16 protein-coding genes are annotated in these 14,812 nt (G+C 63.6%); 9 read left to right on the top strand and 7 right to left on the bottom strand.

Annotated features, from left to right (window positions below; translation table 11 throughout):
* Positions 1-16 precede the first annotated feature (16 nt).
* Positions 17-700 carry a VOC family protein gene (locus EH209_RS04545; RefSeq protein ID WP_126661743.1) on the top strand — a complete coding sequence of 228 codons (684 nt, stop codon included), beginning with the start codon at positions 17-19 and terminating at the stop codon, positions 698-700.
* Between the two features lie 73 nt (positions 701-773).
* On the opposite strand, the gene EH209_RS04540 is transcribed toward EH209_RS04545, so the two are convergent.
* Complete coding sequence (locus EH209_RS04540; protein ID WP_126661742.1) at positions 774-2,360, bottom strand: sensor histidine kinase; 1,587 nt, start codon at positions 2,358-2,360, stop codon at positions 774-776.
* A 221-nt stretch (positions 2,361-2,581) separates the two neighbouring features.
* Between EH209_RS04540 and EH209_RS04535 the strand changes: the two genes are divergently transcribed.
* Positions 2,582-3,079, top strand: coding sequence for a YciE/YciF ferroxidase family protein (locus EH209_RS04535; RefSeq protein WP_126661741.1), 498 nt, complete (start codon positions 2,582-2,584; stop codon positions 3,077-3,079).
* Positions 3,080-3,129: 50 nt separating this feature from the next.
* Here the strand turns inward: EH209_RS04535 and EH209_RS04530 are convergent, their stop codons facing one another.
* Both EH209_RS04530 and EH209_RS04525 read right to left on the bottom strand, forming a co-directional pair.
* The gene (locus tag EH209_RS04530; protein ID WP_126661740.1) at positions 3,130-3,420 is read right to left on the bottom strand and encodes a DUF5779 family protein; all 291 of its coding nucleotides are present in this window, start codon (positions 3,418-3,420) and stop codon (positions 3,130-3,132) included.
* 228 nt (positions 3,421-3,648) lie between these two features.
* Positions 3,649-4,104: a ferritin-like domain-containing protein gene (locus EH209_RS04525; RefSeq protein WP_126661739.1), complete on the bottom strand. Its 456-nt coding sequence runs from the start codon at positions 4,102-4,104 to the stop codon at positions 3,649-3,651.
* A gap of 469 nt (positions 4,105-4,573) precedes the next feature.
* On the opposite strand from EH209_RS04525, the gene EH209_RS04520 reads away from it, so the two are divergent.
* The 7 genes from EH209_RS04520 (at position 4,574) to leuD (ending at position 12,148) form a co-directional block, all read left to right on the top strand.
* Positions 4,574-5,821: a LeuA family protein gene (locus tag EH209_RS04520; protein ID WP_449271908.1), complete on the top strand. Its 1,248-nt coding sequence runs from the start codon at positions 4,574-4,576 to the stop codon at positions 5,819-5,821.
* A gap of 347 nt (positions 5,822-6,168) precedes the next feature.
* On the top strand, positions 6,169-7,983 hold the full coding sequence (gene ilvB / locus EH209_RS04515) for a biosynthetic-type acetolactate synthase large subunit (RefSeq protein ID WP_126661738.1): 1,815 nt from the start codon (positions 6,169-6,171) through the stop codon (positions 7,981-7,983).
* 100 nt (positions 7,984-8,083) lie between these two features.
* Positions 8,084-8,749 carry an acetolactate synthase small subunit gene (gene ilvN, locus EH209_RS04510; RefSeq protein ID WP_126661737.1) on the top strand — a complete coding sequence of 222 codons (666 nt, stop codon included), beginning with the start codon at positions 8,084-8,086 and terminating at the stop codon, positions 8,747-8,749.
* Positions 8,742-9,800 carry a ketol-acid reductoisomerase gene (gene ilvC, locus EH209_RS04505; RefSeq protein WP_126661736.1) on the top strand — a complete coding sequence of 353 codons (1,059 nt, stop codon included), beginning with the start codon at positions 8,742-8,744 and terminating at the stop codon, positions 9,798-9,800. Before ilvN ends, ilvC begins: the two co-directional genes overlap by 8 nt.
* Positions 9,801-9,816: 16 nt before the next feature.
* Positions 9,817-10,098: a hypothetical protein gene (locus EH209_RS04500; protein ID WP_126661735.1), complete on the top strand. Its 282-nt coding sequence runs from the start codon at positions 9,817-9,819 to the stop codon at positions 10,096-10,098.
* Positions 10,095-11,516: a 3-isopropylmalate dehydratase large subunit gene (gene leuC, locus EH209_RS04495; RefSeq protein WP_126661734.1), complete on the top strand. Its 1,422-nt coding sequence runs from the start codon at positions 10,095-10,097 to the stop codon at positions 11,514-11,516. The genes EH209_RS04500 and leuC overlap by 4 nt, the downstream gene beginning before the upstream one ends.
* Positions 11,513-12,148, top strand: a complete 636-nt coding sequence (gene leuD / locus EH209_RS04490) for a 3-isopropylmalate dehydratase small subunit (protein WP_126661733.1) — start codon at positions 11,513-11,515, stop codon at positions 12,146-12,148. Before leuC ends, leuD begins: the two co-directional genes overlap by 4 nt.
* A 41-nt stretch (positions 12,149-12,189) precedes the next feature.
* On the opposite strand, the gene EH209_RS04485 is transcribed toward leuD, so the two are convergent.
* From EH209_RS04485 to EH209_RS04470, 4 genes are all read right to left on the bottom strand, one after another.
* The gene (locus EH209_RS04485; protein ID WP_126661732.1) at positions 12,190-12,444 is read right to left on the bottom strand and encodes a hypothetical protein; all 255 of its coding nucleotides are present in this window, start codon (positions 12,442-12,444) and stop codon (positions 12,190-12,192) included.
* Between the two features lie 105 nt (positions 12,445-12,549).
* On the bottom strand, positions 12,550-12,867 hold the full coding sequence (locus EH209_RS04480) for an outer membrane protein assembly factor BamB family protein (RefSeq protein ID WP_164721996.1): 318 nt from the start codon (positions 12,865-12,867) through the stop codon (positions 12,550-12,552).
* Positions 12,868-12,912: 45 nt separating this feature from the next.
* Positions 12,913-13,128 (bottom strand): hypothetical protein, encoded by a 216-nt coding sequence (locus tag EH209_RS04475; protein ID WP_126661730.1) that lies wholly within the window; start codon positions 13,126-13,128, stop codon positions 12,913-12,915.
* 111 nt (positions 13,129-13,239) lie between these two features.
* A complete protein-coding gene (locus tag EH209_RS04470) occupies positions 13,240-14,076 on the bottom strand; it encodes a succinylglutamate desuccinylase/aspartoacylase family protein (RefSeq protein ID WP_343132679.1) in 837 nt (278 codons plus the stop codon).
* Positions 14,077-14,812 lie beyond the last annotated feature (736 nt).

The following is a 14,812-nucleotide window of genomic DNA, read 5'->3' as shown; positions in this document are numbered from 1 at the left end:
GCGCGTACGTCCGACCATGCTCACCGGGTTGTCCTGGCTCGCTCTCGAGGCCAAATACCTCGAGCCGGCGCGGTCGTTCTACGAGGAGACGCTGGAGTTGGCCTGCATCGCGGAGCGCGAGACCGAACTCGCCTTCGCCGCCGGCGAGACGGACCTCGTGATTCGCCGGCCCGAGGCCGTCCCGCGAGGCGGGCTCCACACCCACTACGCGTTCTCGATCCCCGACGACGAGTACGACGACTGGTGGGACCGCCTGAGCGCCGAGTACGACCTCGAGGAGGCCCGATTCGGCCCCGCGAAGTCGCTGTACCTCTACGACCCCGACGGCAACTGCGTCGAACTCGGCCAGCAGGGCGTCGATGGCCCCGGCATCGACGGGATCTTCGAGGTCGTCCTCGAGGTCGAGGATCTCGAGCGCGCGGAGTCGTTCTACGCTGCGCTGGGGTTCGAGACGGTCGACGGCGGGGACGAACGCAAGCGGATCCGGATGAACGGCCCGATGGCCCTGGAGCTCTGGGAGCCCCACCTCGGCATCGCCGACGCTCGCGGCGGCGTCCACGTCGATCTGGGCTTCGAGAGCACCGAACCGACCGCGGAACTCGAGGCGGTCAGCGATCGCGTCCGGCGCGTCGACCGCGTCGACGACGAGGAGGTCGTCGTCCGGGACCCGGACGGCCATTTCCTGACGTTCACGACGTGAGGGACGCGAGTCTCTCGGAGACGGGCCGGTCATTGATTGCTCAGCGAGTCGCAGTGGGGGATAGCGGCGACCGCTACGCTCGACTGTCTGGCGGCTCTTCGCTGTCGGCTCGAGACGGGCGAGTCCGTGCCGACTCCCGGGCCTCAGTGCGCGGCAGCGTGAAGTAGAACGTCGCGCCCTCGCCGGGTTCGGAGTCGACCCAGATCTTCCCGCCGTGGCGCTCGACGATTCGCTGGCACAGCGCCAGTCCGATGCCCGAGTCCGATCCCTCCTCGGCCGTGTGGGCGGTTTCGAAGACGTCGAAGATCCGTTCGGACTGCTCGGAATCGAGCCCGATCCCCTGATCGGCGATTGCAAACTGCCACTCGTCGCCGGTTCGTTCGACGCCCACGTGCACCTGCGGCGGCTCGTCCCCGCTATATTTGAGCGCGTTCGAGACGAGATTACGGAAGACCTGCGCGAGCTGGTCGCCGTCCGCGGTCACCGTCGGGAGTTCGTCGACGGTGATCGTCGCGTCGGTCTCCTCGATCCGCGGCTCGAGGTCCGTGAGTACGTCGTCGAGAACCGCCGCGGCGTCCGTCGGCTCCAGGGGGTCCCCGCGGGTGGTGACTCGGGAGTACTCGAGGAGGTTCTCGATCATCGCCCGCATCCGGTCGGCGCCGTCGACCGCGAAGTCGATGAACTCCTCGGCCTCCTCGTCGAGGTCCTCCCGGTAGCGATCCTCGAGCAACTGGAGGTAGCTCGAGACCATCCGCAGCGGTTCCTGCAGGTCGTGGGAGACAGCGTAGGCGAACTGCTCTAAGCGCTCGTTCGACGCCTCGAGCTGGTCGACGCTTTCGGCTAACTCCTGTTGAGTCCGTCTGAGCTCCGTCACGTCGGTGTAGAGCGCGAACGTCCGCTCGCCTTCTTTCCCGACCTCGTAGGGGATCACGCGGAGCTTGTAGTGACTGCGGCCGTCGGGACGGTCGACGGTGACCTCGTCCTGGTAGATCTCGTTGTCCGCAACGTGGGCCGCGACCGCCGCTTCCGTCTCCGTCTCCCGGAGCGGTACGACCTCGAACAGGTTCTTACCCTGGGCGTCCGCGCTCGTGTGGTCGACGAGGTCCTCGAAGACGGTGTTGGCGCGATCGATCGTCGGCTCGCCGTCCGTATACTGGATATCCGCCGCCGCGGACGGCGTGTTCTGGAACAGCGACTCGAACCGCTGCTTCTCCGTTCGGATCTTTTTTTCGATCTCCTCGAGATCGGCGATAGATCGTTTCCTGCGGGCGGTTTCCAAGCCGACGATGACGCCTGCTATCCCCCCGACGAGCGCCACGAAGATCGCCTGGAACAGGATCACGTCGAGCTCGATCGTCGCCTCCGGAACCAGGTACTGATGCGACGCGTATCCCCCGGACGCCAGCCCCGCGAGTACGTACCCGGCGACCGTGTAGCGACCGATGATACCGACCCCGTTCGGCGCGTCGACGTTCGCGAGCGCGTAGTAGCCGACGCAGCCGAACGTCAGCGAGAGCACGACCAGTGACCACTGCCCGACTATCGTCAACAGCAACTGCGTTTCGTGAATCTGCACGTGATAGACGGAGACGACCAGCGAGAAGAGAAAAACCGTCGCGACGATCACAGTTCCGAGCCAGTTCGGAAAACGCCAGTCCATACGATTGTTTGCTACTTGTATCAGTTATAAATTGGGTTGAAAGGACCGTAGAGACTGTTTAACTCGCTGCCATACACCGAACAGGCGTCGAATCGTTGAATGGTCTCCGACGACCGGGGATGAGCACGCCTGTAGAGCCGGTTGCCGCCAGCCGAACGCTCCTGCAGACTGCAAGCCCGCTATTTATCGAACCGAGCGCTGTCCCAACAAACGGATCGTCTATGAGCATCGACTCAACCGAAGACCTCTTCGTATCCGGCCTCAAGCACGCGTATTACACCGAACAGCAACTCGTCGACGCCCTCGACGAACTCGAGGAGACCTCCTCGAGCGAGGAACTCAAGAGCGGGTTCGCCGAGCACCGCGAGGAAACGAAGACGCACGTCGATCGCATCGAGCAGGTGTTCGACCAGCTCGATGCCGACGCCGAAGCCGAGGAAGACCCCGTCGTCGAGGGGATGATCCAGGCCCACGAGGAGTTCATGGATCAGGATCCGAGCGATCAGGCCATCGACCGGTTCAACATCGCTGCCGGCCAGAAGTCCGAACACTACGAGATCGCCACCTACGGCAACCTCATTCCGATGGCCGACCAGCTCGGGATGGACGACGCCGCCGACCTGCTCGAGGAAACCCTCCGCGAGGAGCAGGACGAACTCGACACCCTCTCCGAGAAGGGCGAGCAGTTCGACTACGGCGAACTCGAAGCGTCGAACTAACGGCGCGACCCGCGCGATCCTCGCTTTTTCTCGACCGCGAGACGACGAGACTACAGTCGATTCGTGTTCACGTCGACGCCCGGCGGCGTCACCAGCAGGAACCCGCGGAAGTGAACGAGGTTCCCCCCCGACTCCCTGATGTCGCGAGCGAAGCCGGCGGCCAGTTCGTTGACGTCGCCCTCGACGTTGAGGACGAGCACGTTCCCCTTCGAGATCGCCTCGAGCCACTCCTCGGCGGGCGTCTCCCCGTCGAGGACCCCGAGGACGATGCTGCCATCGATCTCGAGTTCCTCATCGATGTGTTCCTCGACGGTCCGGAGGTCGAGGTCGAAATCGCTCATAGGGGGTGCGTCGAACCGGGACGAGAAAAACGTTCGGCATCAACCTTTTGCGCTGCGGTCTATCGCGCTGGCGGCAGCGTAGCTGCCGCACAGCGCACCGTCCCTCGGTAAAAGGTCGATCAAAAGCACGTCGTCACCCCCTCAGCCGCGCCGACGGCGCGGCTTCGGGGATTCCTCGGCCCGCTCACTCACTTCGTTCGTTCGCGGCGGCCATCGAAGGCGGACCGCTCAGTCCTGCGGGAACTCCTTCTGGAAGCCGCGGAACTCGGTGTGGTGGGCCTCCTCGTCGGCCAGGATCGTCACCGCGACGTCCTCCGTAACGGGGTCGCTGGCCTCGGAGGCAGCCTCGTGGAGCGAACGGTAGGTCTCGATCGCGTCGTTTTCGGCCTCGAGGACGCCCTCGATGACCGACTGGACGTCCGTCGTGTCCTCGGGCGGCTGGAGGCTGTGCTGGTTGGCCTCGAACCCCTCCGAACCCGGCGGGGATTCGTCGAGTTGCTTCAGGCGCTCGCCGAGCATCCGCGCGTGGTCGAGTTCCTCCTGGATGTCCTCTTCTAAGCTCTCCTTGACCTCCTCGGCGTGGATGCCGTCGAGCACAATCGCGTTCGTGAGGTAGTTCATCACGGTCTCGAGTTCGTCGACGTAGGCCTCCGTCAGGAGATCCTTGATCTCGTCGTTCGTCATGCCGGCCGACCTACCACAGCGAGCGGTAAAACCCTGCACCGCGCGCCTGCATGACGCGTTTATGAACACCCGGCCGTTCGTCGCCGATCCGCAGCGGCGCGGCTACGTCCGCCCGCACGACGCCGCGCTGAGGGGGGCGCTTGGAGATATATCGACGAATGGGCGCTAATGGGCCGATATAATCGAAATGTTCGTCTCGGTCCGAATCAGGGGGGCGAATTCTACCCAACTGTCAACCGGTGAGCGCGCGCCAGCGAGTCTCGGTCGTCGTCGGCTCGCGATCGGGGTCAATTCGAGACGATCACGGTCTCGTTCGCTCTCGATCGAAGTATGATAATAGGAGGTAATAGGATGGGAAAGGACGTTGGTGTCTTGCGGTTTTCGACCTCCATCGGATAATGTGTGTTGTGATGACTTGACATTCGGGAGTCGAGACAGCGGTATCTTTATATACCTCGTCGCCCGTCGAATTCAGATACAATGTCTTCACAAGACGATTCGTCCTCTGACACCAGTCAGGGGGGTCGAGTTCTTCCAGGGCACGTTAGATTCCACTGACGAAATAGAGTCAGCACGTGTCTTCGATACGACCCTCCGGGACGGCGAGCAGTCGCCCGGAACTTCGTTCTCCTACGACGACAAACGGCAGATCGCGTCCATCCTGGACGACATGGGAACCCACGTCATCGAGGCGGGCTTCCCGGTCAACTCGGACGCGGAATTCGAAGCCGTTCGCGATATCGCGTCGTCGACGCAAACGACGACCTGCGGGCTAGCCCGTGTCGTCGATGCGGACATCGAGGCCGCACTCGATTCGGGTGTCGAGATGGTGCACACGTTCGTCAGCACCAGCGACGTCCAGATCGAGGACTCGATGCACGCGACGCGAGACGAAGTCGTCGAACGCGCAGTCGAATCGGTCGAGCGCGTCACTGAGACGGGAACCACCTGCATGTTCTCGCCGATGGACGCGACACGAACTGACGAGCAGTTCCTGCTCGAGATCATCGAGGCCGTCAGCGAGGCCGGCGTCGACTGGATCAACATTCCGGACACCTGCGGCGTCGCTACACCGACGCGGTTCCGGGCCATGATCGAGAAGGTCTGTGCCCACACCGACGCGCAGATCGACGTCCACACCCACGACGACTTCGGGCTGGCCACCGCCAATGCCCTGGCCGGCATCGAAGCGGGAGCCGATCAGGCGCAGGTCTCAGTCAACTCCATCGGCGAGCGCGCGGGCAACGCCGCCTACGAGGAGTTCGTAATGGCCGTCGAGTCCCTGTATCAGACCGATACGGGGATCGACACGACGCGCATCGCCGAGCTCTCGAACGTCGTCGAGGAGAAAAGCGGGATGGCGACGCCGGGCAACAAGCCCGTCGTCGGCGACAACGCTTTCTCCCACGAGAGCGGCATCCACGCCGCCGGCGTCATCGAGAACTCCGACACCTTCGAGCCCGGCGTCATGACCCCGGAGATGGTCGGCGCCGAACGCCGCCTGATCCTGGGCAAGCACACCGGTACCCACTCGGTACGGGAGCGCCTGGCCGAACTGGGCTTCGAGCCTACCGACGATCAGGTCAGGGCGGTCACCCGCCGCGTCAAGGACTTCGGGGCCGAGAAGCGTCGGGTCACCGTCGACGACTTGGAGCGCTTCGCCGAAGAGGCTGGCATCGAACGCCAGTCCGAAGAGGAGGAGGAGGTGCGCGTCTAAGGGATGTCCTCCCCGTTTGCCACCGTTCGCGAGCCCCTGCTGTCGCGCTCGAGCGGACCGACCAGCAATACTTGCAGCGGCTTGAAAACTCGCAAGGGTTATGTCACTCGAGGGTCCTACGAGAACGATAATGACGGTCCGCGCTTCACTGTCGGCTCGCAGCCCAGTCGACACCAGCGCGCTCGCTCCGATTCGTATTGTAGGGGCGCCTACGCCCCGTATCTAGTACCTCGTAGCTTCGGACCCGAATTCGTCGCACCGTTCTCACAGCGACAGCAAATCCAGCAGATGACAGCATACCCGACATCCACAGCGATCGACAGCCGCCACGCGGCGGGAGGTAATCGATGAGCGAACGCGCAGCAAAGGTCACACAGGCAGACGAGGAGGCACAGGACGACGACCAGATCACCGACAGCGCGGCCCCGGACGCGGCCCAGGAGGTCGACGCCGAGTCGGAGACGACGCCGGCGCCCGTCACCAGCGGTGCCGAAGCGGTCGTCCGCGCGCTAGAAAACGCGGGCGTCGAGCACGCCTTCGGCGTGCAGGGCGGGGCGATCATGCCCGTCTACGACGCCCTCTACGACTCGGAGATCTACCACGTGACGATGGCCCACGAGCAGGGCGCGGCCCACGCGGCCGACGCCTACGGCATCGTCTCGGGGAAGCCGGGCATCTGCCTGGCGACCTCCGGTCCGGGCGCGACCAACCTCGTCACGGGGCTGGCCGACGCCGACATGGACTCGGATCCGATGGTGGCCCTGACGGGCCAGGTGCCGACGGATCTCGTCGGCAACGACGCCTTCCAGGAGACCGACACGACGGGCGTCACGACGCCGGTCACGAAGGATAACGCCTTCTCGAGCGACTCGGACACCGTCGGTAGCGACGTCAGCGAGGCGTTCGCCCTCGCCGGCGAGGGCCGACCGGGCCCGACGCTGGTCGACCTGCCGAAGGACGTGACCAACGGCGAGACCGACCGGGAGCCCGACGCGCCGTCGGTGCCCGAGACCTACGAGGTCCAAGAGCGGGCCGACGAGGAGATCGTCGCGGCCGCAGCCGAGCGCATCGAGAACTCGAACAGGCCCGCCATGTTGCTGGGCGGCGGCGTCATCAAGGGTGAGGCCAGCGAGGCCTGCCGCAAGTTCGCCATCGAACACGAGATTCCGGTCATCACCACGATGCCCGGCATCGGCGCGTTCCCTGAAGATCACGAGCTCTCGCTGGAGATGGCGGGGATGCACGGTACCGGCTACGCCAACATGGCGATTACCCACTGCGACACGCTGATCGGGATCGGGACGCGGTTCGACGACCGCCTGACCGGCGGTATCGAGACCTTCGCGCCCGATGCGGAGCTCATCCACGTCGACATCGACCCCGCGGAGATCTCGAAGAACATCCACGCGGACTACCCGCTGATCGGCGACGCCGCAACCGTCGTCGAACAGTTGGTCGAGGCCGTCGACGAGTCGCCCGAGGCCACGAAGTGGCGTGCGCAGTGCCAGCAGTGGAAGTCCGACTACTCGATGGCCTACGACGCACCCGAGGACGAGCCGCTCCAGCCGGAGTTCGTCGTCGAAGCCTTAGACGAGGCGACCGACGACGACACCATCGTGACGACCGGCGTCGGCCAACACCAGATGTGGGCCTGCCAGTACTGGACCTACACCGAACCCCGCACGTGGGTCTCGAGTCACGGGCTCGGGACGATGGGATACGGGCTGCCGGCGGCGATCGGCGCCCGGATTGCGGCCGACGACGATCAGGATGTCGTCTGTTTCGACGGCGACGGCTCGTTCCTGATGACGCTGCAGGGTCTCTCTGTTGCGGTCCGCGAGAATCTGGACATCACGGTCGCCGTGCTCAACAACGAGTACATCGGGATGGTCCGACAGTGGCAGGACGCCTTCTTCGAGGGGCGCCACTCCGCGTCGGACTACCACTGGATGCCCGAGTTCGATAAGCTCGCCGAGGCCTTCGGCGCGGCCGGCTTCCGCATCGACGACTACGACGAGGTCGCCGACACCATCGAGGAGGCGCTTTCCTATGACGGGCCCTCGGTGATCGACGTCCACATCGATCCCGAGGCGAACGTCTTCCCGATGGTTCCGAGCGGCGGCGACAACGGACAGTTCGCACTGACGGAGGATCAACTATGACCGTCGGACAAACCGCGTCCGACTGCAACCGAAACACCGAGACGGCTTCGCCGTCTCGAGCGTTACTTCACTCCGTTCAGCAACACACGAGGTGTTTCGCATGAAACGCGGATTAGAAGGACCACCGCCGGAGGACCGACCGACCCCCACGGGTCGACGCAACAAGCAGGGCATTCGCATCGACCCCGAGGTCGAAGCGACCCACGAACCCCGGCGCACCGTGATCTCCGCGCTGGTCGCACACGAGCCCGGCGTGCTCTCGGACGTCTCGGGGCTGTTCTCGAGGCGGCAGTTCAACATCGAGAGCCTGACCGTCGGGCCGACGAAAGACGAGGACCGCGCGCGGATCACGGTCGTCGTCGAGGAGCCCGATCCGGGCATCGACCAGATCAAGAAACAGCTGCGCAAGCTCGTGCCGGTGATCTCGGTGCGCGAACTCGAGCCCGACGCGATGCAGCGGGAACTGGCGTTGATCAAGGTCGACGCCGACGATCCCGCGCAGGTCAGCGCCGTCGCGGACATGTACGACGCGACGACCGTCGACTCGAGTCCGGAGACGGCGACGTTCGAGATCACGGGCGCACGCCAGAAAATCGAGGCAGCGATCGACACGTTCGGCCAGTTCGGGATCCGGGAAATCTCCCGAACCGGGACGACGGCGCTCGCTCGCGGCACCGAGGAGACCGCGGCAGCCGTGAACGCGACTGAATCGACCGCCACCGAGGCGAACCACGACGAAACATACCAGACAGCAAACGATGACTGACGAATTCACCACCGACATCTACTACGACGACGACGCAGACGTATCGACGCTCGACGACGAGACCGTGGCCGTGCTGGGCTACGGCAGCCAGGGTCACGCCCACGCGCTGAACCTCCACGACAGCGGGGTCGACGTGGTCGTCGGCCTGCGCGAGGGGTCGTCCTCGCGCTCGGCCGCCGAATCCGACGGCCTCGAGGTCGCGACGCCGGCCGACGCCGTCGCCCAGGCCTCCTACGTCTCCGTACTGGTGCCCGACACCGTCCAGTCGGACGTCTACGAGAACGCCATCGAACCCAACCTCGAGGCGGGGGACACTCTGCAGTTCGCCCACGGGCTGAACATCCACTACAACCAGATCCAGCCCCCCGAAGGCGTCGACGTGACGATGGTCGCGCCGAAGAGCCCGGGCCACCTCGTCCGCCGGAACTACGAGAACGACGAGGGGACCCCCGGCCTGCTGGCGATCTACCAGGACACCACGGGCGACGCCGAAGAGCGCGCGCTCGCCTACGCGAAGGGGATCGGCTGCACTCGCGCCGGCGTCATCGAGACGACGTTCCAGGAGGAGGTCGAGTCGGACCTCTTCGGCGAGCAGGCCGTCCTCTGTGGTGGCGTCACCTCGCTGGTCAAACACGGCTACGAGACGCTGGTCGACGCGGGCTACTCGCCCGAGATCGCCTACTTCGAGTGTCTTAACGAGCTCAAACTGATCGTCGACCTGATGTACGAGGGCGGCCACTCCGAGATGTGGGATTCGGTCTCCGACACCGCCGAGTACGGCGGCCTCTCCCGAGGCGACCGGATCGTCGACGAGAACGTCCGTGAGAACATGGAGGAGACCCTCGAGGAGATCCAGAACGGCGAGTTCACCCGTGAGTGGATCGTCGAGAACCAGGCCGGCCGACCCAGCTACACCCAGCTTCGACAGGCTGAGAAAAACCACGAGATCGAACAGGTCGGCGAACGGCTGCGCGACCTGTTCGCCTGGGCCGAGGAGGAAGAGGAAGCGGAAGACGAAGACGAGTCCGTCCAGGTGCAGGCGGACGACTAACGACAGGACACCACCAATGAACGAGAACGAAACGACATCCGAGACGATGGCCAACGTCAGCCACACCAACCCCTACACGGGGGAGACGGTCGGTCGGCTGTTCAGCCGCGGGCCGACGGTCGTCGCCGACGGAGGGACGGATGGCCGCGAGCGAGACGCGACCGACTCGAGTGAACGCACGGACGAGCAATCGAACGACACGATGGCGGACGTGGATCACACGCCGCCACAGGACGCCGAAGACGCGAACCGCGTCTTCGAGCGCGGACGGGACCACCCCGTAGAGGACGAGGAATGAGCGAGGGCACACTATACGACAAGGTCTGGGATCGACACAAAGTCACCACGCTGCCGACGGGACAGGATCAGCTGTTCGTCGGGCTCCACCTCATCCACGAGGTCACGAGTCCGCAGGCGTTCGGGATGCTCCGCGAGCGCGACCTCGAGGTCGCCTACCCCGAGCTGACCCACGCGACGGTCGACCACATCGTCCCGACGGCCGACCAGTCCCGCCCCTACGAGGAGGACGCGGCCGAGGAGATGATGGCCGAACTCGAGGAGAACGTCCGCGACGCGGGCATCGACTTTTCGGACCCGACGACGGGCGATCAGGGGATCGTCCACGTCATCGGACCGGAGCAGGGACTGACCCAGCCCGGCAAGACGATCGTCTGCGGCGACAGCCACACCTCCACCCACGGCGCCTTCGGCGCGCTCGCGTTCGGGATCGGGACCTCCCAGATCCGCGACGTGCTCGCGACGGGCACCGTCGCGATGGAGAAACAGAAGGTCCGCAAGATCCAGGTCGACGGCGAACTCGGCGACGGCGTCGAGGCCAAGGACATCATCCTCGAGATCATCCGTCGCCTGGGAACCGAGGGCGGCGTCGGCCACGTCTACGAGTACGCCGGCGAGGCCATCGAGAGCCTCGGGATGGAAGGCCGGATGTCGATCTGTAACATGTCGATCGAAGGCGGCGCCCGCGCGGGCTACGTCAACCCCGACGAGACCACCTACGAGTGGCTCGAGCAGACGGACTACTTCCAGGAGAACCCCGAGAAGTTCGAGGAACTCAAGCCCTACTGGGAGTCCATCCGCTCCAACGAGGACGCCGAGTACGACGACGTCGTCCACATCGACGCGAACGAACTCGAGCCGGTCGTCACCTGGGGGACTACGCCCGGACAGGGGATCGGCGTCACCAAGCCGATTCCGGCCCCCGAGGACCTGCCCGAAGACAAGCAGGACACGGCTCGACGCGCCCAGGAACACATGCGCGTCGAACCCGGCGACACGATGGAAGGCTACGACATCGACGTCGCCTTCCTCGGTTCCTGTACGAACGCGCGCCTGCCCGACCTGCGACGTGCCGCCGAGATCGTCGAGGGACGGGAGGTCGACGACGACGTCCGTGCACTGGTCGTCCCCGGCAGCCAGCGCGTCCAGGAAGCCGCCGAGGAGGAAGGACTGAAGGACATCTTCGAAGAAGCCGGCTTCGAGTGGCGAAACGCCGGCTGTTCGATGTGTCTCGGCATGAACGAAGATCAACTCGAGGGCGACGAGGCCAGCGCCTCCTCCTCGAACCGGAACTTCGTCGGCCGACAGGGCTCGAAAGACGGTCGCACTGTCCTGATGAACCCGCAGATGGTCGCCGCGGCGGCGATCACCGGGGAGGTCTCTGACGTACGCGATCTGAAGGAGGTGAATCTGGCATGAGTGACGAAGTCGATATTCCCGAAGTCAACTACGTCTCCGGCTCCGGTGTCCCGATTCGGGGCAACGACATCGACACGGACCAGATCATCCCCGCGCGGTTCATGAAGGTCGTCACCTTCGACGGACTGGGCGAGTTCGCGTTCTTCGACGTCCGGTTCGACGACGACGACAACCCCAAGGACCACCCGATGAACGAGGACCGATTCCAGGACTCCTCGGTGATGGTCGTCAACAGCAACTTCGGCTGCGGGTCCTCGCGCGAGCACGCGCCCCAGGCCCTGATGCGCTGGGGCATCGACGCGATCATCGGCGAGAGCTTCGCCGAGATTTTCGCGGGCAACTGTCTGGCGCTGGGGATCCCGACCGTCACGGCCGACAGCGAGACGATCCAGGACCTCCAGGACTGGGTCGACGAGAATCCCGACGGCGATATCGACATCGACGTCGAAGCGGAGGAAGTCACTTACGGCAACACCACGATCGACGTCACCGTCGACGACGCCCAGCGCAAGGCGCTCGTCGAGGGCGTCTGGGACACGACGGCGCTGATGAAGTCCAACGCCGGCGCGGTCCGCGAGAAGGCCCGGGAGCTGCCGTACGTCGAGGAGTCGGCTATTCCCGAAGCCGAGTGATGGATTCTCGCTAACGGCGACTCGACTGTTACCTAACTCTTCTAGTAGACCTCTAACGCCACGCCGAGCATGAGCCCAGTGTCGCACACTTCAACGACGTTGCGGACCCGGTCGTAGACCGCGAGTGCGTCGTACCGAGGGGCTCCGATATCGTCGCGCGAGTCGCCCTCGAGCGCGGCCGCACGGACCGACTCCAGATCGACGGCCCTTTCGATCTCGGTCGCGAGACGATCGTAGATCGACCGGAGCTTCTCGAGCTCTACGAGCTCGAGTGCGGATTTTGCCGATCGGGACACACTACTCCGCAAAATACGAGGCACAGGTAGCGGTTGAAAATTTGCCAGGGACTGGACCGCACATCTCAACCCGTTCGCCAATGCGTACAGCACTTGGCCGAGGTCCTATGGGTCCTCCTGTCGATCCAGTGCGTAGATCCCCTCGTTCGTCGCTACGAACACGGATTCGTCTACGATATAGCTGCTGACCTCACCCGAGACCGATCCCTCCCACGTCTTCTCGCCATCCGGTGCAAAGCCGACGAGACGACCATCGGAGTAGGCGAAGACGGCGTGATCTTCCGCGACAGGCTCTTCGGTGATGGGCACCGACTGGATCGAACCGTCATGGAGCGATGCGTTCCAGCGTTCCTCGCCGGTCGCTGCGCTACGGGCATGGAGTCGGTCGGTGCCGACGTATACAGTCTCGTTGAAGAGGGTCACACGTGGTCTGTACTCTTCGCTCGGGTGCCCCAGCGGTCCCGGTGTCTAGTCACGTTTTCCGGTCTCGAGGTCGATCGTCGACGTCAGCGACGTGCCGTCGTGGATTTCGGTCAAACTGTCCTGGACGTCGGCATCGACGAAGAGTTCGTTCGTCGACTTTCCCTTGCCGTCGGAGTAGTCCCGGAGTTTGTTGACGGCGTCGTTATCGGGGTCGATACTCATCGCGGGGATCTTCGCCTCCTGGCTAGTGTCGTTCGTCATACCGAACGCGAGCCACGACGTGGCCTGATCATCGTCCCGAGAGGCGGTGAGGGCTTGCGTCCCCGTCGTCGGTCAGACCGTTCTCGCCGCACCGTCGCCCCCGTCATCGCCCTACTTGTCAAACATCCCTTTCCGTCGGCAAACGTTGTAGACGGCCGACGTCGTCAGGGTCTCCTGGCGCTCGTCACTGAGGCCGCGGTACGTCTCGAAGAGTATGGCCGGCGTGTTGAGGTCCGCACCGACCTTGTGCTTGAGCATACGTTTCGAGCCGTCTTCACCGGCCGTCGCTCCCGTGAACTTGTATGTGTCGTTATCGATGAAGCCATCGTTGAGGTACGACTGAAGGCGGCGTCGGACCTGGTCTGCCTCGCCTGCGTTCGTCGCGAAGATGCCCTGGCCCACGCCGCCTCCGTTACCCCACTTGTACAGACCACTCGAACTGTGGAGGTCCAGCAGGAAGTCGATGTCCTTGTCGGCCACGACATTCCATATCCCTCGTGCGAGCGGTGACCACGGGGTTTTACCAGCGGGGAACTCCCGGTTCAAATCTTGTAAGTTACCGTCTCCGCTGCGGTCGGATAACCGATTTCCCTTCCGAACAGCAGGTTTGCAGGCCTCCGGAATCACCATCAGTCTGCCGCTCTTGATGTTCCACCGGGCGATTCTCGCCGCCGAATTGTATCCGGCTGGTTCGTCGCCGTGCATCCCGCCGACGACCATGACCGTCGGTCCGTACCCTTCCCCGGCGACGACGTGAACTGGCGTCTCTTCGGCCAAGCCTTTCTGAACCATGTAACTCCATTCCGAGGTAGCCGCGGCGGTACCACTGGCAGCCGTCAGTCCAGTCGCCAGGGTGGCACCGGCCGTACCGAGCCCCTTCAGGCACGATCGCCGGTTTAGTTTGTTGTCTTCGCGACCCGAATTATTCGACGTAAATGGATCCCACACATCATTTTATTCTATTCAAAATGATTAAAAGCTATTGAATAGTCTTTCCAGTCTATTCTGGTTCAAAGTATACATCTGTTGAAAGTGTATTGACAGTTGGCACGACTGAAAAATTCGAGATTGAAACGATCTTGACGAAGACGGTATCCACACTGATGAGGAGTACCGGTCGAAGAATACAGAGATACTGGACTATTTCTGATCGGGTTGGCCAATTCTTCAGTCTCTCAAATGACGCATCTCGTCGGCACATAGCACTCAGAGAAGTTGGTAACCCGAGCAGACTCGAGAAAACGGGGTATCGTGGTTCCGGGGAATAATACCCTCGTGGAACATGGCGATTTGTCGAGAGAATATCTCGACCCCCGAGCGACACCCCCGACCGGTCAGTATCCTAGCGTTCTTTAGGTTTAATTACGAAATAAAAAGACGGGCAGGAAAGTGCGCCAGGCCGAAGTCCAGCCTCCAAGCACGTACTCCGGTTCGCACGTAGCCCGCGCGTAGCGAGACAATTTGCCATTGGCGGTGGCGAAATAAAGATGTGCCGACGTCTCGCCGCCCAGTCGTCCCTGTGGCTGGTGCTCTCGCTGGATTGCGTTTCGCTGCGTCGGGGCCTGAAACCGAACAAAACATGGTCTCGAGAATTATCATCCACTGTGACTGTGGTACAGACGTCCGTCTCGCGACGACTGACGATCCGGCCTCATGTCCGGACCCCTCGACGACTGTCTTCGAA

Origin of the sequence: Haloterrigena salifodinae (assembly GCF_003977755.1) — an archaeon.
GTDB classification, from domain to species: domain Archaea; phylum Halobacteriota; class Halobacteria; order Halobacteriales; family Natrialbaceae; genus Haloterrigena; species Haloterrigena salifodinae.
Note: the sequence above shows the minus strand (reverse complement) of the source record. Positions and strands in the feature narration are given on the sequence as shown.